Origin of the sequence: Streptomyces sp. NPDC003300, from assembly GCF_040610915.1 — a bacterium.
In the GTDB taxonomy this organism is placed as follows: domain Bacteria; phylum Actinomycetota; class Actinomycetes; order Streptomycetales; family Streptomycetaceae; genus Actinacidiphila.
Window position 1 is genome coordinate 40,694 of the sequence record NZ_JBEXNE010000017.1, and the last position, 24,156, is coordinate 64,849.

The 24,156-nt window shown below is 66.0% G+C and carries 18 protein-coding genes; 11 read left to right on the forward strand and 7 right to left on the reverse strand.

What is annotated here, in order from left to right:
- Positions 1-63 precede the first annotated feature (63 nt).
- Together ABZX65_RS23700 and ABZX65_RS23705 are read right to left on the reverse strand one after the other, a co-directional pair.
- Positions 64-624 (reverse strand): hypothetical protein, encoded by a 561-nt coding sequence (locus ABZX65_RS23700; protein WP_124272245.1) that lies wholly within the window; start codon positions 622-624, stop codon positions 64-66.
- A gap of 284 nt (positions 625-908) precedes the next feature.
- Positions 909-1,184 carry a hypothetical protein gene (locus ABZX65_RS23705; protein WP_124272246.1) on the reverse strand — a complete coding sequence of 92 codons (276 nt, stop codon included), beginning with the start codon at positions 1,182-1,184 and terminating at the stop codon, positions 909-911.
- 137 nt (positions 1,185-1,321) lie between these two features.
- On the opposite strand from ABZX65_RS23705, the gene ABZX65_RS23710 reads away from it, so the two are divergent.
- Positions 1,322-2,056 carry a hypothetical protein gene (locus ABZX65_RS23710; protein ID WP_355343350.1) on the forward strand — a complete coding sequence of 245 codons (735 nt, stop codon included), beginning with the start codon at positions 1,322-1,324 and terminating at the stop codon, positions 2,054-2,056.
- A gap of 18 nt (positions 2,057-2,074) precedes the next feature.
- Positions 2,075-3,202: a hypothetical protein gene (locus ABZX65_RS23715; protein ID WP_355343353.1), complete on the forward strand. Its 1,128-nt coding sequence runs from the start codon at positions 2,075-2,077 to the stop codon at positions 3,200-3,202.
- 287 nt (positions 3,203-3,489) lie between these two features.
- Here ABZX65_RS23715 and ABZX65_RS23720 read toward each other — a convergent pair whose 3' ends face one another.
- The 3 genes from ABZX65_RS23720 to ABZX65_RS23730 form a co-directional block, all read right to left on the reverse strand.
- Positions 3,490-5,529, reverse strand: a complete 2,040-nt coding sequence (locus ABZX65_RS23720; RefSeq protein ID WP_355343356.1) for a hypothetical protein — start codon at positions 5,527-5,529, stop codon at positions 3,490-3,492.
- Positions 5,530-5,769: 240 nt separating this feature from the next.
- Entirely contained in the window at positions 5,770-7,536 is a 1,767-nt protein-coding gene (locus tag ABZX65_RS23725) for a hypothetical protein (RefSeq protein ID WP_124272249.1), read from the reverse strand.
- A gap of 462 nt (positions 7,537-7,998) precedes the next feature.
- Positions 7,999-8,511, reverse strand: a complete 513-nt coding sequence (locus ABZX65_RS23730) for a hypothetical protein (RefSeq protein ID WP_355343359.1) — start codon at positions 8,509-8,511, stop codon at positions 7,999-8,001.
- A gap of 227 nt (positions 8,512-8,738) precedes the next feature.
- Here ABZX65_RS23730 and ABZX65_RS23735 point away from each other — a divergent pair, with 227 nt between their 5' ends.
- The 6 genes from ABZX65_RS23735 (at position 8,739) to ABZX65_RS23760 (ending at position 14,629) form a co-directional block, all read left to right on the forward strand.
- A complete protein-coding gene (locus ABZX65_RS23735; RefSeq protein WP_355343362.1) occupies positions 8,739-9,470 on the forward strand; it encodes a hypothetical protein in 732 nt (243 codons plus the stop codon).
- 128 nt (positions 9,471-9,598) lie between these two features.
- The gene (locus tag ABZX65_RS23740; protein ID WP_355343365.1) at positions 9,599-10,105 is read left to right on the forward strand and encodes a pentapeptide repeat-containing protein; all 507 of its coding nucleotides are present in this window, start codon (positions 9,599-9,601) and stop codon (positions 10,103-10,105) included.
- 227 nt (positions 10,106-10,332) lie between these two features.
- Positions 10,333-11,091: a TnsA-like heteromeric transposase endonuclease subunit gene (locus ABZX65_RS23745; RefSeq protein WP_355343368.1), complete on the forward strand. Its 759-nt coding sequence runs from the start codon at positions 10,333-10,335 to the stop codon at positions 11,089-11,091.
- A gap of 29 nt (positions 11,092-11,120) precedes the next feature.
- Positions 11,121-13,514 carry an integrase gene (locus ABZX65_RS23750; RefSeq protein ID WP_355343371.1) on the forward strand — a complete coding sequence of 798 codons (2,394 nt, stop codon included), beginning with the start codon at positions 11,121-11,123 and terminating at the stop codon, positions 13,512-13,514.
- 70 nt (positions 13,515-13,584) lie between these two features.
- On the forward strand, positions 13,585-13,938 hold the full coding sequence (locus ABZX65_RS23755) for a hypothetical protein (RefSeq protein WP_355343374.1): 354 nt from the start codon (positions 13,585-13,587) through the stop codon (positions 13,936-13,938).
- Positions 13,939-14,179: 241 nt separating this feature from the next.
- A complete protein-coding gene (locus ABZX65_RS23760) occupies positions 14,180-14,629 on the forward strand; it encodes a hypothetical protein (protein ID WP_355343377.1) in 450 nt (149 codons plus the stop codon).
- Between the two features lie 63 nt (positions 14,630-14,692).
- Here the strand turns inward: ABZX65_RS23760 and ABZX65_RS23765 are convergent, their stop codons facing one another.
- Positions 14,693-17,098, reverse strand: a complete 2,406-nt coding sequence (locus ABZX65_RS23765) for a Helicase associated domain protein (protein WP_355343379.1) — start codon at positions 17,096-17,098, stop codon at positions 14,693-14,695.
- A gap of 237 nt (positions 17,099-17,335) precedes the next feature.
- Between ABZX65_RS23765 and ABZX65_RS23770 the strand changes: the two genes are divergently transcribed.
- Complete coding sequence (locus tag ABZX65_RS23770) at positions 17,336-18,478, forward strand: hypothetical protein (RefSeq protein WP_355343382.1); 1,143 nt, start codon at positions 17,336-17,338, stop codon at positions 18,476-18,478.
- 1,065 nt (positions 18,479-19,543) lie between these two features.
- On the opposite strand, the gene ABZX65_RS23775 is transcribed toward ABZX65_RS23770, so the two are convergent.
- Entirely contained in the window at positions 19,544-20,035 is a 492-nt protein-coding gene (locus ABZX65_RS23775; RefSeq protein WP_355343385.1) for a hypothetical protein, read from the reverse strand.
- Between the two features lie 629 nt (positions 20,036-20,664).
- On the opposite strand from ABZX65_RS23775, the gene ABZX65_RS23780 reads away from it, so the two are divergent.
- Both ABZX65_RS23780 and ABZX65_RS23785 read left to right on the forward strand, forming a co-directional pair.
- Positions 20,665-22,740, forward strand: coding sequence for a hypothetical protein (locus ABZX65_RS23780; protein WP_355343388.1), 2,076 nt, complete (start codon positions 20,665-20,667; stop codon positions 22,738-22,740).
- A 102-nt stretch (positions 22,741-22,842) separates the two neighbouring features.
- A complete protein-coding gene (locus ABZX65_RS23785; protein WP_355343391.1) occupies positions 22,843-24,114 on the forward strand; it encodes a hypothetical protein in 1,272 nt (423 codons plus the stop codon).
- Positions 24,115-24,156: the final 42 nt, after the last annotated feature.

Sequence of the window (24,156 nt, forward strand, 5' to 3'; positions counted from 1 at the left end):
ATCTCAGGTCTGCCGGGCTGCACGGGGCTCTCGTCGACGTAGCGGCCGACAGCCGCTTTGTGCCTACCGGGCAGGCAGCCTGCGAGAGTCGAAGACCGTGCCTGCGAGAGGATCGGTCGGCTTTTCGAACCTGGTGACCTCGCGAAGCATGTGGGTCCTGATCACCTCCCTGGGTGCGAAGTAGGCGTTTGCCCGGTCCCGCAGTTGGTCCAGTGGTGCGTGGGCGGGGTTCAGCAACGCGCTGCGCACTGCGGACTCCACGGAGCGCATGGCGCGGGCCAGTTCGCTGTCGAGCAGCTCATAGCCTGCGTGTACCGCTCGAGCGAGGGCGCTCTCGGCAGCAGACCTGAGCGGCTCGCTCTTCTCGTCGAAGTCGTCGACAGGAAGCACTCTGCCTGCCTGGGCGTCCTCCAAGACGCGGACGAGGAAGGTAAGCCACGCACGACAGCACACGCCGGCGTCGTTGACGACGTCAATTCTCCGTGCGATAGCGTCCTCCAGCCTCTGCCTGCTGTCGACGCGTTCTTTTCTGCGCTGAACAGTCAGAGGGCCGATCGTCGCAGCCAGCGCTGCGATCAGGGCAGCAGCGACTGCCCCCAGCAAACCGATCTTCGCGGCATCCACCAGGCCACAGTAGCCAACGCTCGCCCGCACCACGCTCTCGATGCATCCGCCAGGGACTCACTGTCCGGCGCATCGGCTGCGTGCAGCCAAGCGCGCCCTCCGGGAGCTGCCTAACGCAACCGGCCGCCCAGGTGACATCGGTGTGCCAGTCCGGCCTTCGCGACTTCCCGATCCGAAGCCGCCGACCCACCGGTCAAGGGGCCCAACACCCATGAGAGCGCCCGGCGAAGCGCGATCCAGCACCTGACCCACAGTATCCAAGACCGGTCTCGTGACCGGACCGGTCAGCGCCGTTGGCTGGCGAGCACGGTGAGGTAGTGCTCGTACTGGTCAGGAGTCAGGCGCTGACCGGACCATCCGTGGCAGAAGAAGCAGCGGGGCCCGTTCCAAACCCAGAAGCTGTTCAGGTCGAGGAGCTGGGCCAGGGTCATCCGCTCAGTGTCCAGGGTGAGTGAGCGGCCGTGTCGGCAGCCCCCGCCTCCGGCGTGGGAGCGGCCCTGGTAGTGGCCGCTGAGGTTGGAGCCGTACACCCACACCTCGGCCAGCACCGGGCTCGCCACGAACGGAGGGGGCGGCTGCGCCGGCATCGGGTGCACTCGTGCCGGGCTCGAGCTCTACACCACCTTCAAGGGTGTGCGCAATCCACTACCCGCCAGCAGTGGGCCGCTTGTTGCACAGCGGTGGCAGACTGCAGTCCATGGGTGAGGGCAAGAGTGAGGTGCGCACTACACGGACGTGGGCTGATGAGGTGGCGCAGGTCCTACGGAGCAACAGATTGCACTCCGCGGAGAGGGAGCTGACCTGGCCGGAGGCGCTGGAACAGCTGCGTGCGCGGGCTGGCGACGGTCCCTACACCGGGCAGCAGCGGCAGCCTTGGGAAGCGACCATTTCCGATCTCACGCATGCGGCTGTCCAGTTGGGTCCGGCGGTACGACCACAGTTGGAGCCTCGTCTCTCCGAGCTCCTTTCCGCTCTGTCGACGCCACCGAACGCCAGCGCCACAGACCGCATCGCCAAGGCGGCGCGGCTGGCTGATGAGCTGCTCATGCAGGCTGATAGTGGGCAGTTGCTGCCCGCGGCGTGGCAGGACTTGGTGGGCTCGGCACGCGATGATGTCGGCTTCGACGCACTCAACGGGTGCCGAAAACTGCTGTACGTGTTGTTGCAGCGTTCACAGCAGCGAGCCGAACAGGTGTGCAGCCAGTTGTCCGGGGTGATGCGCGATGACGCAGTGTCCGTACAGGGGGCCCAGCTGCGGCTGGGTGATCTCGATGTCTCTGCACCGTGGAGAGACATCGCGGGTTGTGCGGCCGGCTGGAGCCCACAGGCACGCGCTGATCTGTGCGAGCGGCTGGTGGTGACTCAGCCCCTCACGGCCCATCACGTGGTATGGCACGCATTCAGACGGGCAGCGATCAGCAGGATGGTCTAGGAATACGGGCCCGTTACGTTGTACGACAGCGAGTGGTTGCGCGGGAACCTGCTCAAGGACGGGCCCTTCAGGGGCGATCTCCCTGCCGAGACAAGAGCCGACGACGGCTTCTTTCCCGCTGAGATGCTGCCCGAGGGGAAGGATGTGGTGATAGCCAGAGTCGATTTGGGTTCCGGAGCAAGGGCCGACGCTCCGGCCGACTCCCGAGTCTTGGTGCAGTCGTTGATTCTGGCAGCCACATTCCCCGAAGACCAGCACGGCTGGGAGCTCTACGAGGGCTACATACATGTCGCCGATGGTGCCTGCGGCTGGAAGGTTTTCAGTCTGCTCGACGAGGACATCGACGCCCGGATGCCTTACGGGCCGATGGACATCACTGCGAAGCGCCTGTCCGAAATGGCACCGCGCGTAGCTCCGCACCTGGCTTCCGGGCTTGCGAACGTGTCCGGTGTAGTCGATGCCATCGGCTGGTGGAAGGCCTCGGGAGTGCAGCCTCCGCACGCGTCAGTACTGCTGGATGTGCGCATCCTGGAGACCGTGGCGACGGCGGTGTGCGGGCACGGCCAGACCTGGTACGGATATCTCGACGCCTTCCACAAGAACTCATGGATCCGTCGCTCCATGACATCCGAGCTGTTCGATGTGGTGTGGCATGCGCGCGATGACCTCCACGGGTGGAGCCCGCAGGAACAGGAAGCGATCACCACGATCCATGACAAACTGCTGCGTCATCGAAACTGGGAATCTCGCGCTGACATGGCCCAGGTAGCTGTCGAACTTCCCTCCTTGGCAGCAGCTCTCCCAGAGCACACCCTGCAGCATCGCCGGACCGCTGCTGCAGCCCACCGGATATCAACCCCTGCCGGCGTACGCGTCTGGTACACGGACCTGGAGAACCGGTGGACGCGAACCCTGGGCCGCCTGCGGCTGGTCCGCAACGCCCTCGCCCACGGCGGCCCAGTCACCGCGGCCGCCGCAGCCAGCGTCGCCCCAGTCGTGCACCAACTAGCGGGAGGGGCACTGCTGTCCAGCCTCACCGCACTCGCAGAAGGAACGCCTGTAGCTGATCAGCACGAGGCGCACCGCGATCGATGCGATGCGTGGGCCCGGGACCGTCTGTCAGGCAGCACGGCCTACAAGCCCTAGCAGCTGACTGCCGCGATCTTCGTCACTGGCAAGCGGCCGGCCCGCGCCCGAGTCCGCGCCGGCGCTCCAACGGACGCTTACCGCAGGGCGAGCACACAACAGGAAGCCAGAACCTCAGCCAGCAGATCCTCCGCTAAGCTCTTTCCAGGGCCGGTCACTTCGGGTGTAGTGACTCGCAATCACTCCGGCCCACCTGGGAGAGACCAGGGTTCGAGTCCCTGTCCGCTGTGCGGGTCGTCCAATAGGCAAAGACACTCCCTTCCTTCCTCATCTGTCCGTCTTTCACGTCACAGTCGGTCGTGTCCGTTCGATGTGGGGCTGGTCAGGTGTGTGAACTGCAGGCCCACCACGGCAGCGTCTGCCTCGAGATGACGGATCACGTCCTGCTGCCGTTTTGCTAGTTCGGTGATCACTCGGTGTGCTGTCCAGGTGGCTTCCGGAAGTTGAGCCGAACTGGCCACCGCATACCAGTTACCCAGCACTTCCAGTGTGAGATCGAGAGTTCCGCGGGCCCCATGAACGTCATGGCTGTCCGCGACCGACGCGAAAACCCCTTGGTGCAGTGCTGTGTTGCGCAGCACGTACATCCAGCTGAGCTGAGCTCGGCAGCGTTCTTCGGCGTCCCTGAGCCATGCTGCGCACTGCTTCGGGCTGCTCATGCGGGCTCGCCAGACGTCGATGTCATAGGCGGGCAGGCCGTGCAGGACGGTCCTCAGGCGTGACAGGGCTGCTGAGCCGATCTTCACTTCCTGAGCGGCTCCGGGTGGCTCGGCAAGCAAGTCGGCCCACCGATTGAGGTCGCTCAGCAGGCCATGGCCGTTGACCGGGGCTGCTCGGTCGATTTCGTTCAGCGGCTGGAGATACAGGTTGTCGGCGTCTGCCGCCTCCAGTTCGGCAGTGGCCGCTCGGCCACGCGCCTCCCGCAGTTGCTGTTCCAGGGCCGACTGAGCGCCCTTCTTGGCGAGGTGCCGCTCCAAGCCCTCCACAGCACGACCGGTCCCCGCCGCACGCTCCGTCACCTCGCCATGGATCGCGCTGGCGACACGACGCACGCACTGATGGGAACTGAGCAGCTGCTGGCGCATTGCCTGAAGGCTGAGAGCGCGGGCGAGTTCCACATGAGCGGCACTGTCGTTGTAGCCGTGACGGATTCCGGCCGCTTCGATGGCGGCCCAGGACAGGGCTGCGCTGGTGAGTGGTGAGGAGGTGGAACGTGCGATGTGGGCCATGCGGAGGCATTCGCGGATTTCCGCAGGCCAGTGCCTGGTCAGTGGCCACGCAGTGTCGACCGTGGGCCCTCGAGAGGTGTAACGACGCGAGCGGTCGTCTGACTCCTCGAAGACCAACGTCTCGGGCGCCAGGCGCAGTTCGGCAAGCCGGTGGCCCGCGACATAAGTGTCGAGCGCCTCTTCAATCCGTCGCCTGGCCAGGTGAACGGCGACGCCCCGGTCAGGTGCCATGACGGACAAGGTCAACAGGACGGCAGCAGCAGCGCGTTCCCCTTCCCGTGGGTCCTCGCCAGGGTGACGGCCGTGTAGCGCTGCGAACTTCCTCAACTTCGCGGTCCCCTGGCTCCAGCCGTCCGGTGCCTTCTTGCCGATTGGAAACTGCCGGACATTGGTGTCGGCGTCGAACAGCTGGCCAAGCCCGGCCAAGGTGCGGGCACCCTCCACGACGGCAGCCACCCGGATCTGGCGATGCGCTGGCCGCAGCACCGAGAGTAGTCCCTGCCCGCAAGGCGCTTTCCGAAGGAAGCGCTGCAGATCCGCAACCAGGCATTCATAGTCTCGTCCACGCCACACGGCGAGACTCGCGACCTCGGCGATGGCGCGCTCGGCCGCCGTCACAGGCATTGCTGTGTCCCAGGCCTGCTGAAAGAGATCCAGAACGATGCGCTCGATCTTGGGTACGAACGCTGCCAGCTGATGAGCCAGAACGCCGCAGCGGGACGGCTCTTTGAGATCGTTCCGGCCACGGAGCACCATGTCTGCCAGCAGATCGTGGATATCCGCGAGCGGCTGCTTGGCCGGGATTACAACAGTCTCCAGTGCTAGCACTGACTTTAGGGTTCGCTCAATGACCGTGTAGGCCAGCTTCTCGTTCGGCTGGGCGTCTTTGCTGTCGCTCGCGCCGGCTCGGGATCGGAGCACAGCTTCGGCGCGGCTGAGGGAGAGTACGGCTGCTCCCCCGGCCGCCGCGTGCTGCGTGGCATACGCACCGGGATGCATCGCTCTCAACGTCGCCTGTATCAGCAGTCTTTGATGGCCAGCCAGACCAGCCTCGCTCATGCCGGCGACAAGCTCCGGCTCAGATCCGGGATAGAACATCCCCGGACCTTACCCAGTGAACCGAGCCAACAGCACGAGGGCCCGCGTCCCGCACCTCCTGGTCAGGTCAGCCTAAGGCAGCATCTCTCGGCCTTGCGCTCAGTGCGATCCGGTCCGAAGTCTCCAAGTTCTCCACCTGCGCACCGTACCGAGACATGGTGCCCTTGCTTATTCCCGCTTGCCCCAGCGTGGCCTGTCGCGCCGCCACCCACAACAGCATCGGCCTGGCTACTGCTCCCTTCAGATTCCGGAGGCGGGTGCAGCCGCCTGATGAGCGTGTGCGGTGACATGCAGGGCAGCCAAGAGCACGAGTGCCACCGTCTGAGGGGCCGTCTCCGTGTCGGATAGATCGTGGAGTTCGCTGTTGCGGAGGTTGAGTCCTCCGTCGCTGTCGACGAGTAGGAGACGCAGGAAAGCCTGCCAGTCGGCGTGCATGCCGGCGTCGGTCGCGCGGTCGATGAGGGTGGCCAGGAGGGTCACTCGGCCGCGGCTGTCGCCCTGTGGCGGCTGGATGATCGGAATGCGGTGATAGCGCAGGGTCTCCCGGAGGATTCCTTCGATCCGGGGCAGGGCGATCGCGAAGGCTGCGTCGTACTCCCCGCTCCAGTAGTAGCGGAAGGCGCGCGCGAGCTTGGTGGCGCGGATCCCCGTGATGATGGGGTCGGCCGTGAACAGCTGGGCAAGCTGGGCGGTGGTCGGGTCGAAGCGGTCTCCCACCGTCTCCAGGAGGTGGTGCACGTAGACAGAGGTGATCATCATTGCGGTGACGTGCCACTCGCTCTCGTCGTCCGCTGCCGTGCGCACTCGGGCCTCCGCCACAGGAACGGGGCCGGCGGCATTGATCCGGATGCTGGGGATGAAGGAGGACAACAACCCCTCGGATGCCAGCCTCCTTGCATGTTCCTGGGCAGCCTGCCGCGTTCCGCAGGGGGCCGGCAGGCTGGCCAGTGCGCTGAAGGCCTGCCCGAGGGTCTGCGCCTGGCCAAGGACCCTCTGGGAGTAGTCCTCGATCTCGTCTCGCCGCAGAGGGAACTCAAAGTGGAAACTTTCCATGCCGAGTTGGTCCGGAGCGATCGCCTGCATCCGTACCCGAGCGTCATCGAACAGGTCCTCCAAACCGTAGTCACGTGCTGCGGTGGCTGCCGCGTTGAGCCGGTCCACGCGGACAAAGCCCGTGAACCGTTCTGCTTCGGTGAGCAGCGCTTCGACGATCTGTCGCTGCAGTGCCGTCCGTTCTTGCGGGTCTTGCGTCCCCGCGATACGCAGCTGCAGCAGTTCCACCACCACCGGAACGTCCCCTCCGTGGATGCCGGTGGCCCTGCTGAGGAGTGCTTGCACGGCAGCATCTGAGGCGTGGCGGCCAACCAGCTTCCTCAAGATCTCCAAGACCAGGCCCGGCGCCGCTTCCTGGGAGTCGTCGAGAAGCTCAGACACAAAGCTGATCATGGCCTGCTTGGTGGTGAGTTCCAGGTCGCGCACGCTCAGCCGTACCGCAAGGTCGTACGCGAAGCACAGGCAGTCACTGGCCCGGCAGCGCCCCGCGGAGCGGTCCGCCATACCCAGAAATCGGGGCACAGCCTCCGTGTAGTCTTCGATCGCCTTCCGGGCATGCGGGAAACTCTTGCGCGCCTCCCACACCAGGTGATGCAGGCGGGCACGCAGCATGGGGTGGCCCACAGCCTCCGCATAACCGGCCCAGGTCTCCATGGCACTGTCCGAGACGGCCTGAGGGTTCGCAGGCCACCGATCGGCGCCCCGGCCGATGAAGTCCCCCGCCAGCCCTCCCCGTTCCGTGACGTGGAAACACAGGGCAGCCCATATCGCGTCAGCTTCGGCTGCGGCCTGACCTTGCCATGCCTCTGCGTTGGCATGCTCGATCCAGCGCTGCAACAGCTCCTGGAGAGAAGCGAACTCAGCAGCTGTCGCGTCGATGCAAGCAAGCACGGCCGGGTCGATTCCCATCTGAACCTCCTGGAAGACCAGTATCGGCCGCGTCACATCTGCCACCTACCGGTTTTCATCTGCGGCAACACCACATAGGACTACGCCCGCGGTCCTTCCCCCGGCCCCCGACACCAGAGGGTGCACACCTGCACAAACGCGCGCAGCCGAAGATGGCACCAACCACCGCGCCCGTAGGGCCACATGGGAAGTGTCACCACGCTGCCCAGCAGAGATGTCACGTCCTGCCACTGGTGACCTCACAGCCGTGCCATCGAGCGCAACTACAGAGGCACAGCTCACAGGGTCGAAGCCATCAACCTGACGCTGGCTCAGTAATGACACCACTGCGCTGGCATCGCAACGGCACTTCACACCGCCGAGGTCGAGGAGGCTGCTGGCGCGGGTGACGGCGACGTAGGCCAGGCGGGCTTCGTCCCGCGCTCCGAGTACGAGACGCTGGGTTTCCGCCCAAGTGCGCACCGCCGAATCTGTGTCCTCACTCAACTGCCCAAGCCCGCCGCGGCTTCAGCTTGCTGCCTTTCGGAGACTGTGCGTCGCTGAGAGTTGGCCTACCTCGGCTGGTCGGCCGAATAGGTCGTCGAAACGGTACGCCTGGCGGGTGCTGACCAGGTAGTAGGAGCCGCTGGGCTGCAGTTGGCCATGACCGCTGTGGTGCATGACATCGGCCGGGGTGAGCACGGTGAGATCGCCGAAGACGTAGTACAAGGGCACGGGGGCGTTGAGTCCGGTGAACTGCAGGCCCGCTAACAGGCACTTGGTGGAGATCGCGTAGCGGCCCGAAGCCCTGCTGCGCATAGAGGTCTTGGCGTCGATGGTGACCACGGTCGTACCGCGCGCGGCGATCACGTCAGGGAGGTGGCGTAGCGGGGAGTTGGTGGCCTGCAGTGCGGCTTGGATCGCGGATGGGTAGGTGCCTTGGCCGAATGGATGGACTTCCCAGCCCCGCGCTCGCAGTTCTTCCATGACCCGTTGCTCGTGTTGGTCCCCGATCACCTTGCGCGCCGCCCAATCGGCCATCCAGGCCCCTCCCCTGACACCATGTCGTGGTACCAAAATTAGTGGTTCCGTACTACGACAGTACCCGCTAGGCTGGCGCCATGGCGGCATACGTTGACCCACGTTTTCGTCCCACGCTCTGGCCGGGGACTGCCATCCCAGCACCCCCGCTCAGACGCCGCATCGAGGACGTCCGGGTCAAGGGCGACTGGATCCTGTGGACTCCGGTACTCGAGGAACGCCCCCTGGTGCAGTTGCCGGAGGACTTCTACCTGCGTGAACTCATGGAACTGCCCCCCGACGACATCCAGGGCGCAGCTGAGATGTTCCAGACCTACGGGTCGCTGTTCAATCCAGACCACAGCGATCTCTACGTGGACGCCGAGGACGACTACGAGGACCTCCAAGCGGTCCCGGAGGCCGGCGGTGACGAGCAGCCCTACCCGTTCGGTGTGCACCACGACGTGGTCCGGCTCTACCTGCAAACCGCCCAGGAGGCGATCACCACATGGCTCGCCTGCCAGGTCGAAGGCGGTCTCGAAGAGCTGGTCCGGCCGGAGATCACCGAGGAGAATCTGACCAGTATCCAGGTCCAGAACCCGCACCGTGAGCCGCCATGGCCGCCCTCCCTCGAGGATCTGCAGGCCCTCCTCATCCAGGACCGAATCAACACGCTGGAGACCGTGTTGAACAGGGCGCTGAGCCCGTTCAGCATCGGCGTCGGAGATCTCGCCGACCGCCACCTCACCGTCTACTCTGTCGCGTTCCTGCAGCTGTACAACCACCTCGCCGAAGGCGCCTCCGTACGGCGATGCGCCAACCAGAACTGCGGCCGGCAGTTCGTCCGCCAGCGCGGCCGCGCCGAATACGGCCAACACCGCACCAGCGGCATCAAGTACTGCTCCCGCGAATGCGCCCGCGCCCAAGCCCAACGCGAACTACGACGACGGCGCAAACTCCAACCCGACCACACCGGATGAGGCACTCCCCCCAGCCTCACAACCAGGCTCACCGGACCAAACAGGAAGACGCAACGGTGGTGCGATCAGGTCTTCCCGAAACAATCTTGCAAGCCAACGCGGACGTAGGCGGCTTAGACCTCTTCGGCGTGAGCCTGCGTGAGGAAGAGCTGATCGGAGTCGACTTGCGCCGAGCGGATCTGACCGCCTCGGAGCTATCCGGCGCGAACTTGACCCGCGCGAAACTGACGGGCGCGAACTTGACTCGGACGACAATCCTCCGCACGAATCTGACCAGCGCAGACTTGACTCGAGCAAACCTGTACTACGCCGATCTGGACGAGGCGAAGCTGACTGATGCAGACCTGACGTACGCGACTCTGACCTGTGCGCGTCTCGTCTGCGCCGATCTGCGCCGCACGATCTTGGTCCATGCCGATCTGCGCGGCGCCGATCTGACCGACGCGATTCTCGATGAGGCGAATCCGGCAGATGCGTTGTGGTCAGAGCGGACGCGCTGGCCTGGTTCCTTTATCGATGTCGTGCGGGAGCGTTCGAGGCGGCTGCTATCGGGTTCGCAAGTCCGAGAGTGTCACTGCAATCGGTCCGGCGATGACAGCGCCATGATCCAGTGCAGCCAGCGTCGCATGCATTGAGTCTGAGTTCTGGAGCCCTGCGCCCCGGCACGCGCTGGCGGACGACCGCCCCGGACTGGGCGCATGGTCCGTCGCGGGCGTGTCGCCTCACCGACCGACCAGAAGGAGCTGCGCGAGACCGTTCGGAAAACGCCGACAGCGCTCGCCGGGCGAAGGCGGTGATGCTATGGATCTGGTCGTGCGGTCTGGGCTCTGCATGAGCGCCGCAAACGATCCGAGGGGCCGTGGTGGCACGGAAGTTACAGGTCGTACATCAAGACCGGCACGAGATCCGGCGTACCACGCCGGTCGAACAACTGGCCGGGGTGTCGCTGACGGAGCGCGGTGAGGTGTGGGCGCCGTCGCGTCATGTCTCCCAGCGCAGCATCGTCACCTGGTGGTGGGCGGTGACGACAAGGAAGCACGTGGGGTGCCGGTCGCTGGACCGCCTGGCGACGGCGATGCTGCTGGACTTCCACCCGGGTGTGGTGGAGTTCAGTGCATGGTCGGCTCAGCTGGTGTGGCGCGAGGGCGGCCGGGAGCGGCGGCTGGTGCCGGACTTCTTCGTGCGCACTGCGTCTCAGGCGACGGTGGCGGTGCTGTGCCCGCCGCAGACGGGACCGGGTGACAGGTTCGAGCGGCAGCTTGCGGTGCTGCGTGGGGCGTGCGCCGCAGCTGGATGGCATCTGGCTGTTCCGCGGCTGCCTGGGGCGGTGGCGGTGGCGAATCTGCGGTGGGTGGCGCGGCGCAGGCATCCGAGGTTCGGTGACGAGCTCGTGGAGGCAGCGCTGGCCGGTGCTTTCGCGGTGCCGAGGCCGCTGATGGATGGCGTGGATGCCTGCGGGGTGCCTCGGATGTTGGCGTTGCCGCGGCTGCATCACATGCTTTGGCATCGGCGGCTGGGGGTCGACTGGGGTGTCCCGCTGGGTCCGGATTCGCTGATCGGTCCGCTGGGTGCGGGTGAGCCAGACGCCGTGCGGGTTCCGCTGGCGGTGGAGGGCCGGTGACCGCGGCTGCGAACCAGAGGCGGGCGTCGGTGGAGGTGCGTACGGCGCCGCGCGGTGCGTTGCTGCGGGGGGACCGGGTGCGGTGGCGCGGCGCGCAGTACGTCGTCGCCGATCTGGACGGCGTGAAGGTCGTTCTGGCGGCGCCCACGACGGGCGAGGATGCGCCGGTGGTGACGGTGCTGTTGACGGTGCTGGCAGCGGCCGAGGACTTCGCGATGCTCGACGTCGGCGGGCGTCCGCTGGTGAACGGCGAGCTGCCGAACTTCGCGATGATGGAAGGCATTCCGCGAGATGCGGCGGAAGCGGCGCGGCGCTGGGAGCAGGCGGTTGTCGAGGTGGACACCGGCCTTGCACTGGGGGCGGCGCCGGGGTCGGTGCCCAGGCCCGCGTTCGACCCGGCGACCACCACGCTCATTGAGCGGTACCAGGCCAAGGCCGCTGAACTCAGGGCGGTGCTGGGCTGGTCGGTGTCCTGGCAGACCGTGCAGGCCAAGCGGTTGAAGTACTGCAAGCAGCGCACTGCTTTGTCGTTGGTGGACGGTCGCAGCACCAAGGCGCGGCGCCAGTTCGGGCTGACCGACCCGCGGGTGGTCGACGCGCTGATGGCGCTGGTGCAGCGCCAGCAGCAGCGTCTGGATACGCCTAGTGATGCCCGGAAGATGTTCAAGCAGCTGCGCCGGCTGGTGCGGGCCACACACGGGCATGGTGTGAAGGTCCCGGCCGAGCCGACGCTGTACAAGCTGCTGCAGCGGCTGGGGGTCGATGCCCGTGACCTGTCCGGCTCCAGTGGCCGGGGCAGGCGGCTGCGGACAGGTGGCGGGGCGGTGCCGCCGTACTCGGTGACGACGGCCACGATGCCCGGCGAGCTGGTACAGATCGACTCGACCGACCTGGACGTGTGGGTGCTGGGCGATGACGGGCGGCCGGCGCGGGTGGAGCTGACGGGCGCGGTGTGTGTGGCGACCCGCAGCATCGTCGCCGCAGTGCTGCGGCCCAAGCAGCCGCAGCAGCGGAAGGAACCCGGCAAGGCTTCCGGCGGGGGTCTGGTCCGCGGCCGGCGGCGCAAGGGGCGGGCGACCAAGGCCGTGGACGCCTGCGAGGTCCTGGCGCAGGCGCTGGTGCCGGCTGCGATGCGGCCGGGGTTCGACCAGGCCGTGCACGCCTCGTTCTCCGACCTGCCCTATGAGGAGCTCGTGGCGGTCGATCCGCGGTTCGCGCACGCCGCGGCGCGGCCGGTGATCATCCCGGATCTGGTGGTGATCGACCACGGCAAGGTATTCGCGGGCAGGACGTTCCGCGACGCGTGTGCATACCTGGGGATCTCGCTGCGCACCGCGCGCAAGGGCGTCGGCTCGGACAAGGCCATCGTCGAGCGGGCGTTCTTGTCGATCAAGTCGGGGTTCAGCCAGTACGTGAACTCCTACACCGGCAACCGGCCGATGCGGATGCGCACGAGCGTGGACGGCAAGCAGCTGTGGACGCTGGCCGAGCTCGACGACCTGCTGCAGCAGTGGATCGCATTGGAGTGGCAGAACAAACCGCACCCCGAGCTCGTCGATCCCTTCGACGCCTACATGCCCGAGCTGACGCCGAACCAGATGTACGCGGCGTGCGTCGCAGCCGAGGGCTACGTGCCGATCCCGCTGACCGAGGACGACTACCTGCGGCTGCTGCCCACCGCGTGGGTGGGGGTGAGCGAGCAGGGCATCCGCTTCAAGAACCGCACCTACGACCACCCTTCCCGCGATCCCGAGCAGGGACTCAATCCGTACCGCAGGAAGCCCTCGGGGCTGCAGGGCAAGAAGCACAACGGCTGGGAGCTGCGGTACTCCCCCAACGACCTGTCGCGGGTGTGGCTGCGCGATCACCACACCAACAAATTCGTTGAGGCTCCGTGGGTGCACCAGCGGCTGGTCGAGGTGCCGTTCACGCAGTTCCTGTGGGACATCGCCGTCTCCCAGCATCTCGAGCGCGGCGGTGACATCGGCAACGACGAGGCGATCGGGCACGCGCTGGCCGATCTGCTGGAGCGCGCCGCACGGGGCCCGGACCGCTCCGGGCCGGTGACGGTGCCCGATGGGTACCGCCCACACCCCGCCCCCGCGCCCGTCCCGCAGTTCGACCCGTACGCCGGCCTGGACGTGGAGGAGCTGCTGGCCGCCGGCGAAGCAGTCTTGCCAGACGACGACCTGCTGGAACTGGACGACGTCGGCTTCTACTGGCGCACCTCCGCGGCGGTGAACGTCGACTGGGCGCAGCCGCCCCGGCCTCCGGACGCTGCTCTGCAAGATCAGAAGGCACCGCAGCCCGGTGCAGTAGATGTTCCCGCAGCAGATGAGGATCTCGATGCCCGGTACCGGCGGATCATCGAGGAGCTCGATCAGCAGCAGGACGACGCTGACGACGACCCGGATTTCCTGTGACCGGCGGCGTATCCCAACAGCCGCAGGCTGCTGGGATCCCGTACGCATCTACCCGAGGGAGCAATCGAGGATGGCGGACCTGACGCGCAAGGAGTTGCAGGCACTCAGCAACCCCACGGTGCCGGCGCAGATGCTCCTGACACCGCCGGTGCCGATGTGGCCAGAGGACAGCCACACCTGGCGGGCACGAGCCGAGCTGCGCCAGACCATCCCGGATCTGGCGGACTGCGCCCCACCGGGTACCAAGGTCGCCGACAACGACCAGCGGCTGCTGTATAGCGCGAACATGCACACGGTGATCACGCCTGCTGTCAATGCCGGGATTTTGGCGGTTGCCGAGGTCGTCAGAGCAAACCGGCAGCGCGTCGGAGGCAAGGTCATGATCGTTATTGAGGGCCGCGTGGCACGGGCAAGTCCACGCTGATGGACGCGATCGCCGTGCACTGGCATCGACGGCTGATGCGGTTATACGGGCCGGACGAGAACCGGATCCCAGTGGTCGCCTTGACTGTTCCGCCGCCGGGGCGCGGCCATGTACGCAACTGGGCCGGCGCGTTTGCCCGCTTTATGGGTCAGGAGCGTGAGAGCGGGGATCCAACAGAGTCGGTTATCCGCGCGATGCGCAATGCGCGCACCCTGCTGGTTCTGGTCGACGGCGTCGAACGGTGCGCAGCCGCGTCGAGGCCGAGCAGGCATTTCAGTACCTGGACGTCATCAGCGAGGAGACCGGCGCCACAGTGGTCTGGTGCGGGCGCAACGCGCACGTCATCGTCGACGCGCAGCTCCGCGACACCGACACCCCGCCCGAGGACGGAGAAGTGCCGTGGAGCGACAGTCTGAAGCTGCGGACCAGCAGGATCGGCTTCAGCGAGGACAATACTAGGACATTCGTGACAATCGTCGACCGGTTCGACCAGAACCTGCGGCTGTTCCAGCATGAGCGGAAGGACCTGACGAAACTGTCGCCCTACCTGCACAAGCGCAGCCACGGTTACATGCGGACGCTCTCCCATCTCATCTGCCAGGTGGCGCAGTACGCGATCCTCAGCGGTGAGGAGCGCATCACCGAAGAACTGCTGGACGAGGTGCAGCTTGGCCGGGTGATGCAGCTGTAGTTGGCCGCTAGGACCGGAAGTTCGCCCGCTCACCCGTGTATGGCCCCTGGTGGGGTGGTGCCACTACGCGGCAGGTGGCGGTTCAGGAGGTTCGCTACGCTTCGCCTTTTTCAGGATCGTCTCCCAGGCGCGACGCTGCTCTGCGTTGAGCGTGTGCGGCTCGGTACGGAAGCGCTGGATCCACCAGGCCAGGGGGATCCGCGAGGGCCGGTGGGCGGCCGACTGGCGCTGCTCGATGTGGCGGGGTGGGACGTCGAGATGCCCTTCACGCTTCAGGAACGCCGCGGCATCTTCAAGGGCATGGTCGATGGGTGTTTTTGTCTCGGCGTGCTTATTCTGTGGGCTCTCGAGCTCGCTGGTCTGAACGGCGGAGGGGCGCCGCGCGGGGGCGTATTTGGTACCCCCGTATTCCTGGCCGTCGGGCCGCGGGCCGATCCCGATGGCGCGCAGCAGGTCGCGCTGCTCTTGGTGGGGCAGCCGGAAGAAGTCGCTCTCCTGGCGGTAGACCCACTCCCCGATCATGCCGTCGCCGCGGATGTACGGGGCGCGGCCCGCTTCGGGCCGCCAGGCTTCCGGGCCCGGTGACATGGCCTTGGCACGCAGGTATTTGCGCTGCCATATCCGGGGCCAGGGCGGGTTCCAGTACGGGTCGAGGGCCTCCAGCGTCTGCTGAAGTGCTGCGGGTAGCCGGCCGTCCTCAGCCTTTCTGCGTTGCAAGGCCATCCACCTACCCAGTTTGTGGCCGCCGACCTCCTCCGTTTCAGGAATGAGAAGGTGGCCGTGCTCCGTGGCCCAGGCTCGGGCTTGTTCGAGCATGGTCTCGAACAGTCCTGGGTCGGCGGTCCACCGCATGCCGAGCGCGTTCAGCGCCTGTTGCTGCTCGTCGGCCAGGCGACCCAGCAGGTAGCGCAGACGAAGATTGCTCAGGCAGAGACCCAGGGAGAAGGACTCGTCGTCGATGTAGTCGGGAGGAACGTTTAGGTGTCCGAACCGGGTGCTGTAGGCGGTGGCGGCGGCCAGGGCCTCCTCCCACGTGCCGATCGCGGGGACGGTGATCTCCAGACCGAGTGCCCTGGCGAGTTGGGCAGCCCGCTCGGGCTGGGCGTAGAGCATGTGGTGTGACAGGACGCTGCTGCCGCGCGTGAGGCTGGGTAGGGCGATGCGGTCCATGAACGACTCGTCGTGGGCGCGCATCGCCTGCAGCAAGGTGAGTAGCGTCGCGAACGACGTGTTCTTGAGCAGGTCGGTGGCCTCGGCACCGCGGTGGAGGTAGACAGGGATGACCAATGTGGTCTTCTTGCGTGCGCCGGGGGGCTGGCGCAGTCCGCGGCCGATGGCTTGGATCGCATCGATGAGGCTGTAGCGGGGATCGCTGAAGACCACGGCATCGACGTCGGGGATGTCGACGCCCTCGTTGAGGACCCGGACGTTGGATAGGACGGCGCAGGACCGGTGGGGGTTGGCGAAGTCTTCCAGCAGGTCACGCCGCTTCTCGCTCGATTGTTTGCTGTGGATGGCTCGTGACCACAACTTCTCGCGGCGCAGGGGGGTGCCGACTTCTTCGGCGGTCTGCCGGAGGGTCGCGGCGAATCTTTCGGCAACGTCGATGCGGTTGTGGAACACGAGGACGCGGCGCAGGCGGTGTTCGCTGATCGCACGCAGGACAGCAACCTGGATGGCGGCGTTGCGTAGTCCATTTAGGTGGGCGGTGACGCCGGGGGCGCGGGCTGCCAGGATGCTGTGCAGGTCACTGTCGTCGACGATGGGCAGCACGACCTGGTAGTCGGCCAGGATGCCGATCTCGATGGCTTCGGCCATGCCCAGTTCGTACACCGTCGGCCCGAATATTTCGCGGCGGTCCATGGTGGCCAGTGGGATCCGCTCCATGAACGGCAGCGACGGGTCCTGAACAGCCGGGCTCCCCCAAATCCTGGGCGTAGCGGTCATGTACAGACGGATCTTCGCCGGGATCGTCCCGTCGTCGTGGATGGTGCCCCAGCCGTCGCCGAACGCAGAGCATGTGCGGTGGGCTTCGTCAACGACGACCAGGTCCCAGGGCGGCAGGCCAAACGACTCGTGGGCATCTCGGATACGGTCGAGCGAGGCGTAGGTGGCAAAAACGGTGAACGGGCCATCTGCTCTGGCAGAGCGCGCGATCTTGCGCGGGTTGCGGGTCATCACCACTTGCTCGGTGGACAACCCCGTGTCGGCCTGCTTAAGGGAGCACACGCCCAGCGCACGCCCCGCACGGCCGGCCTCACGCCAGCGTCGGATGGTTTGCGTAACCAGGTCTATCGTCGGCATGAGCACAAGGACCGAGCCCTCTTCCGCGAGGGACTGCGCTGCTTTGATGGCTATCAAGGTCTTGCCCGTGCCGCATGCGCACACCACCGTCATGCGCCGCTCGCCGGCCGCCGCAGCCACTTCGATAGCGGCAATCGCGGCGATCTGGTGCGCACGTAACTCCATTTCCCCTCCCGGTGACCCTTTTGTCGGATCGCGCGCGGGACTGTACCTGGCAGATCACGTGTCTCAATGAGCCCGTCGATCACTTTCAGCCAAAGATCCATTTCTGTCAGTGACGAGGAGGGGAACCCTGCGCGTTCGGAGCCGTGAGGCCGTAGATAGATGGGAGCCGTTGGTCACGCGAGCCCTACCGCGGTGGGGCCTGCAGCCCGGACCGAGTGTGGTGAGAGGAGTTGGTAGATGGTGGCGGCTGCGCGCTCCGGCAGAACCCGTTCGGCCCCGTCGCGCCGGGCCAAGGTCTGGCGGCCGGCGCGACAGCTGGCGCTGTCGGTGCGGTTCATCGGCGGGGAATCGACCGGCTCCTACACCCGGCGGTTGGCGAACGCCAACGGCATCCCTGACGAGGAGTTCTGGGCCATGTTCGGGACGTCGGTCCGCAAAGACGGCTGCCCGAGCGACCCCCGCTACGGCGACGGGTACGTGAATGCCGAGGCGTTGGAGCGCCTGGCTGTCATGTCCGGCCGGCAGGTCACCGAGTTGCAGTTCGCCCTGCCGAACCTGCGCCCGCACCGCCTGCTGCCCGATGAGAGCGGCCCGGTGTGGGACTGGCCCTGGGACGACCGCGATTGCTTCCTGGTGCGGATGTGTGAGATGTGCGCCCACGTAAAGGGCACCGGTTTGCTGGCCTACCTGGCCAGCGACGCGCCCTGGCAGGTCTGCGCGGTGCACCAACGCTGGCTCGACAATCGCCGCGAACCCGGGACAGCTGCCATCCCACTTCGCAGACTGCCCGAGGTCGTCTACGCCCACCAGCAGCGGCTGCTGTTCGAGCGGCGGCTGGGTGCCGGTGGTCGCGCGCTGTTCGCCGATGCCTACGCGATCGTCTCGCTCTGGTGGAACATCCGCGCACTGAATGCGCCCGTGTGGCGGGAGCGTCAGCTCGTACTGGGGCGGGCCGGCCGCGACGGATTGCGGGTGGCGCCGCTGGTGTTCTACCCCGAGGCCGTCAGCCTCGCCCAGGCGCTCGCCACCCGTGAGCGGCGGCGGCTACGGGGCACCCTCACGCTCAATGATCACCACCGATGGCTAGCCAGAGTCGCATCTCTCATGGACCGTTGGGGCATCCCGGACGAACCTGGGCTGGACCCGGTGGAACGATGGGCTGATCGCCACCCACCGCTGACACCGCGGCGGCAAAATACACCGCTGCCGGTGGAGCGGCCGGCACGCGGTCGTTTCCGGCGTCTGCCGGTGGCAGACGGGACTCACGTTCTCCATGCCCCATTGGGTAAACGCTCCTGCCTGAAGTGGCAGCTCGGCGAACTGCTCACCAACGAACTCCAGCCGGCTCTGGGAGGCTGGACCGTGGACGGCCGCGCATGAGCCGAGAGCCGTTACCCCCTCCTCCGGGAGGAGTGCCTGCCTGGCATACGCCGCTCGATCAGGGGGGCACCCCGTGCTTCACCGGGCGAGACCAGCCTGGTTCGTCCCAACTGCCCCTGCCTGGCTCGTCGTTAGCGACCGCTCGGGAACTGGACTGTCAGTGCTGTGTCCTACGGTGCCACTGTGCCCTGCTTCACCAGCCAGCTCACGGCGCTAGACATCACGCACGACCGGATTCCCAGGAACTCACGACAGCACGTTCGAATACGTCCGGCGTCACCCATCGCGCTGCATCGCCACTGACGGCGCTCTCCGCTTTCAAGACCCTGACACGCCGCGCGCCCGCGTGCACCGCAGTCCTGGTTGCCACCACGTCTGTCCGGCGCGGCAGCACAGTCATTTTCAGGATGGGGATGTTCCGCTTTGATGCCCACGGATGAGCAGCACAATGCCCGCGAGACGTTCGCGTCCGACCGTGAACTGGCCTTGACGGCCGGCGCCGGAACCGGCAAGACCACCGTGCTGGCGCTGATGGGCCAGTCCACGAAGAAGCGCGGCCTGAACGTGGCGTTCAACAAATCAATCGCCAACGAGGCTGCGCGCCGCCGGCTACCTCCTACTCGACTACGACAACCAATACAGAATCGGCCAGGTCGGGCTGTACCTCTCCCGCCTAGGACACCTCATCACCTGGACCGTCACCGACTTCCTGAACCGCGCCGGCGCCACCGCCCCCCTACCAACCCTGCGACGCGCCCTCCGCGACTTCCTGCACGCCGAAGGCGGGAGGATGTAGGCAATGCCGCATAGGCCAAACGCTCGCTAAGTACCTCCCGGGGCCGCTGGTGTAGACCCCGGCTTATGTGCGCATCGGCTACCCGTCGCTCGATTATGACGCCCGCAAGGGGTACCCGATCGATCAGCTGTCGAGCTCAACGACCACTTGGATCACTACGGGGAGTAGCACTCAGTCGCCTCCTCCGTTTTAGAAGCGCCCGAGGGGCAGGACCTCGCTGGCTGATGAAGGCCAGGAGCCAGCGAGGTCCTGCGCACTCGAAACGCTGCCTAGGCCGCCTTTCGCCTGCCTGGGCTGCGGTCCCACCGCTGAGCAAAGGATCGAATGGAGTCGGCGGTGAAGACCGGACCTGCCCCCATGCGCCCAATCGGGCGGGGGAAGTCTGGGTTGCTACCGTCCAACTGAGCTACCCTCTGTCGGCTGACGCCTAGCTCTGCAGCGGCTTCCGTGTATCCCATGAGTTCCATTTCTTTGGGGTGGTCTCGCTCGGCATCCGCCTGTTCAGACTCGACCACGCGCAAGTCAATCAGTTGCGGATAGCTCCCCAGTGCAGTTCGGAGACTCTCGGTGACCGTGCTCAAGGCGGTCTCTGTAGCCTCAGCCAGGCAAGGGGCCTGCAAGCGCCACACCATATGAAGCTGCTGACGCTCGGCTTCATGCCTGATGACAGCGCGCAAAGACTGCAGCAACACCTCGAACTGTTCGTCCAGGAGAGCATCGATATCCACTGCGGTCACCGACGCCCGCCACTCCTTTGTCATGTCCTTCTCCTCTCCTGCTCAATCTGGCGTATCGAGCAATGCCAACGGATGGACGGCGGGAGGGGGCCCGGCCTTCTGGCCCCCACCCACACCCGACTAGTCCTCTTCCGGGTAGATCAACCCTGCGCTCCGAAGCACGTACAGCAGATCGATCCACTCTCGTGGTGTCTGCGGCTCGCGGACCACAGTGGTGTCACCGTTCCGAGTAAAGAACCAGGACCCCTGCAGACTCTGCCGACTCTTGAATCCCTGCCGGTCCAGCGCTGCCAGGAGCACATCCATCCGAGATGTCACCCCACCCCACCCTCCCTTCAAACCTTGCTTGTGTCAAGTGTTAATCTCAGCAAGCTACCGGGCCCTCCCCACCTCGGCAAGTTGCCTGGTCAATACCCATGCGGGGAAGATCAACCGCCTCACAGGGCGGCCTCCAAGATCGGAGACTGCCCCTGGATGGCCGACAGGACGATCCGGCACCAACGCGCTGCCCCGCACGCCCCGCCCCCCGCCTTCGCGATCTCGCGTTCGAGGCGTCTTCTCATCTTGAGGGCGGGTTGTGCGTGCTGTCACGAAGGCTGCCCGCCGGCCCCGGCCCGGGCCTGGTTGTCAGTAGCTCGCCATACATTGCCGCCGTGCCCACAGCAATCAGCGCTCACGCGCATCTCGGCTTCACCTCAGACACGTCGCAATCGGCGTCATGGCCGGAAGAGCCACCGGCGCTGACGCCAGGAAGTGGCAGCCGCCAAGACCGACGGCGGATGCTGCAGCAGATGCGCGAGTACTGGAAACAGGTCAACGCCGAGCGCAGCAGCCGCGTCATGCTGGAGCTGAAGCACGCTCGGGAGCGCCAGACAGAGGCGAACGCCTACTGGAACGCGCACAAGGCTGCTGTGAAGGCACGATGGCACAATCGCGCTGGCGGTAGAGGCAGAACCACGGTTGCCGACGTGCCCGAGATTGCTGGCCAGTGGGATCCAAGTAACCCTCACAGTCCCAGGGAGGTCCTTGCCACCGCCCAGACCAAAGGGGTGCTGAGTCCCTACCGGTGGCAGTGCCCTCTGTTCCCCGACGAGCACACACCCTGGGCAGCCTGGCCCAAGGACCGCGTCCCGTCAGGTTCGGGCTGCCCAGCGTGTCGGAAACTAACGCGGCTCAGCGACCTACCCACGCTAGCTGCCCAGTATCAGGGACCATCCTCAGCCGAGGATCTGGCCTACGGCTCACAGGTGAGCGTTCCGTGGCAGTGCCGAACGTGGGCGGTGGACCCGGAGACAGGGCAGTGGCACAAGGTTGAGCATCACTTCAAAGCGGTGATCAAGAGCCGAGCACTGCAGCAAGACAGCTGCCTGGTCTGCGCCGGCTACTGCATCGACGACACGAACAGCCTCTGGACGTGGTTCCCCGAACTCGCGGACGAACTCGATGACCCTTGCCTGGACGCGAGACGGATGTCGACTTCCCAGCACAACGCACGCGGAGCCCGCCACGGTGAGAGGCCCACGTATGCGACCGTGCCCTGGCGTTGTCGTCACGACCACAAGTGGGAAGCGACAGTCCTGAACCGGGTCCAGGGCTCCGACTGCCGAGATTGCTCAACATCGGGAGTCTCCAAGCAGCAGGTGAGACTGGCCGCTGAACTCGCCGGACTCTTCGACCTCGTGCAACCCACACCGCGAGATCCCCGATTGGACGCAGCTGTCACGGACTTCGCCTCGCACCGCCTATCGATACCCGAGGCCCACAAGCCTGTCCACTGGCGCTACCGGGACGTCGAGGTGGACATACTGCTGCGCCTGCCCGAGGCCGGCGGCATCATCGGCGTCGAGTACGACGGCGCCTACCACCACAGCAGTCAGCTGCGCTCGAGACACAACCGCCGCGAAGAAGGCGAGAAGAGCGCGGTTCTGGCCGCCGCAGGACTGACGAATGCGCTGGTCCACGTCCGCATCGGCGATCTTAAGCCCGTAGAGGGCGAACACGCCCTGACGGTGGCTTTGGCCGAGGGAAGCAGTCCGCACGAGCAGGCTTGCGCTGTTGCTGCACTGCTACAGGAACGCTTTCCCGGCTCCTGCCCCGGCCTTAAGGACTATCGCAGCGGCGGAGTGCCAACCGGGCAGCACCAGGCCGAGGCGTACATCGTCGCTGTATGGGGCGAAATACGCCCCCCGCGTCGACCACGGCCGAAGAAGGAACGAAGTCCTCGTGCACTAACCGCGAGCGTCCCCAGCGCGGACAGCTGGCTCACACCGAACGGAGAGCCCTACCGCAACCCAGACAAGCCGAGCGAGATCGTCCGCGACTACCAATGCCGGTGCGGCAACTCTTGCACCGCAGTCCAAAGCCAGGTCTCCTACGGCACCACCACCAGTTGCGGTTGCCGCGCTGCCGAGGCCAGGCGTAACCCTCGTCTTGTGATCACCCCCGCGGAAACTCAAGAGGTGCGGACCTGGGCCAAAGAGCAGGGGATCGCGATCGGTAGAACCGGCCGCACGCCCGGCAGGCTTGTGGCCTCGTTCCGTATGGCTCGCGCAGGCTACCAAGAGCACCTGGGCTCAGACGGCCTCCTGCACGAGACACCCGTTAAGGCGTGGGCAACACAGAACGAGCATCCGTTGGGAGTACGCGGTCGTATCACCAGTGACCTGTGGCTGCACTACGCGGCAGATATTCTGAGCGGCGTCGGGCGCACTCAGATCGCCTCAGAATGAGTCTACGACAGGACGTGCACTGAGCTACAGGCTCACGTACAAGGGCTCGGCGCAGGCGGCAAACCGGTCGCGCTTCGCCGTAGGGGTGCCTAACTTAACGCAATGGAGAGTGAGAGGACAGATACGGCCAGTTCGGGTGGTCCCGCAGGCTACGCGTCGGCCCAGGATCTGCCATCGGTTCGCCAGTTGCGTCAGCAACTGGGTCAGGCGCGGGTGCTTCGGTTCCTGCTCCCCCGTGACCAGCGCCCGAACCTTGCGGCCATCGAGCGCCAACTGCAACGGCTGTGCGACACGGTGGACGACTTCTACCGGGTCCTGGGGCCCAAGAACTGGATCTTCCACGAGAATCTCCCCGTCGATGACGTCGAGGAGCTCCTTGCATCCGGTGATGGGCCAGAGGCCGCCGAGGAGGCGTTCATCGCCCTGTACACCGACTACGACGCGCTCGCTCTTCGCCTCCACGTGATCAACAAATTGCCAGCCCTGCGCAAGCGTCGGTACCTGATCCTCAAGGCCCATGAGGACTACGCTGCTGGGCGCTACTACAGCTGCATCCACCTGCTGTTGAGCGTCATGGACGGCTTCGTCAACGAGTTCGAGACCGTACGCCGGGGCCTGCATGCCCGGCAGGCCGAGGATCTCCACGCTTGGGACAGCGTCGTCGGGCACCACATGGGTCTGGCCAACGCGCACAAGACGTTCACCAAGGGAAAGAGCGCCACCAACGAGGAGCCCGTCTACGAGCTCTACCGCAATGGCATCGTCCACGGCAGCCTGCTCAATTACGACAACGTCGTGGTGGCCACCAAGGCCTGGAACCGACTGTTCGCAGTCGTCGACTGGGCCAACGCAACGATCAAGGAGAAGACCCCGCCACCGCCGCGACCGACCTGGAAACAGCTGTGGCGATCGCTGTCCGAATTGAGCAGGCACCAGCAGGCCAACGACGCGTGGAATCCGCGTCGCGTCAGCAAGGACGACGCAGGCTTCGCCCAGGAGGCCCCCGCCTCGGCGACCGGGCAGTTCCTGACCGCCTGGACGCAGCGCAACTACGGGCGTATGGCGCAGTGGATCTCGCAGCCCCTCCAGGGCACGCACGGTGCTGCTATGCCCCGCGAGGTGCGGATGCAGTACGCCGACCATGTGCTGACGGACTTCGCCGTCCTGGCCGTCGATCACGTCGCGCCGGCCTCCTGCCTGGTCGAGATCGAACTGCGCCTGGCTGGCAAGCCCGAGGACGAACCTCTGCGGACGGCGATTCGATGGCTGTACGAGGACGACGATGGGGAGCCGGTCTCGTCGCTTCTGCCCGGCCAATGGCGCCTGAACTGCTGGGAGCCGTACCGATTCGTCCCGCCGCTTGGATTCGGATAGCGCCATGGCGCAGAACTCCCTGGCCCAATCCGCCATTGGGAT

Coding starts and splice junctions, on each gene's coding strand:
- ABZX65_RS23710 (WP_355343350.1), top strand. CDS start 1,322: ATGGGTGAGGGCAAGAGTGAGGTGCGCACTACACGGACGTGGGCTGAT.
- ABZX65_RS23720 (WP_355343356.1), bottom strand. CDS start 5,529: ATGTTCTATCCCGGATCTGAGCCGGAGCTTGTCGCCGGCATGAGCGAG.
- ABZX65_RS23730 (WP_355343359.1), bottom strand. CDS start 8,511: ATGGCCGATTGGGCGGCGCGCAAGGTGATCGGGGACCAACACGAGCAA.
- ABZX65_RS23755 (WP_355343374.1), top strand. CDS start 13,585: ATGGCGGACCTGACGCGCAAGGAGTTGCAGGCACTCAGCAACCCCACG.
- ABZX65_RS23765 (WP_355343379.1), bottom strand. CDS start 17,098: ATGGAGTTACGTGCGCACCAGATCGCCGCGATTGCCGCTATCGAAGTG.
- ABZX65_RS23770 (WP_355343382.1), top strand. CDS start 17,336: ATGGTGGCGGCTGCGCGCTCCGGCAGAACCCGTTCGGCCCCGTCGCGC.
- ABZX65_RS23775 (WP_355343385.1), bottom strand. CDS start 20,035: ATGACAAAGGAGTGGCGGGCGTCGGTGACCGCAGTGGATATCGATGCT.
- ABZX65_RS23785 (WP_355343391.1), top strand. CDS start 22,843: ATGGAGAGTGAGAGGACAGATACGGCCAGTTCGGGTGGTCCCGCAGGC.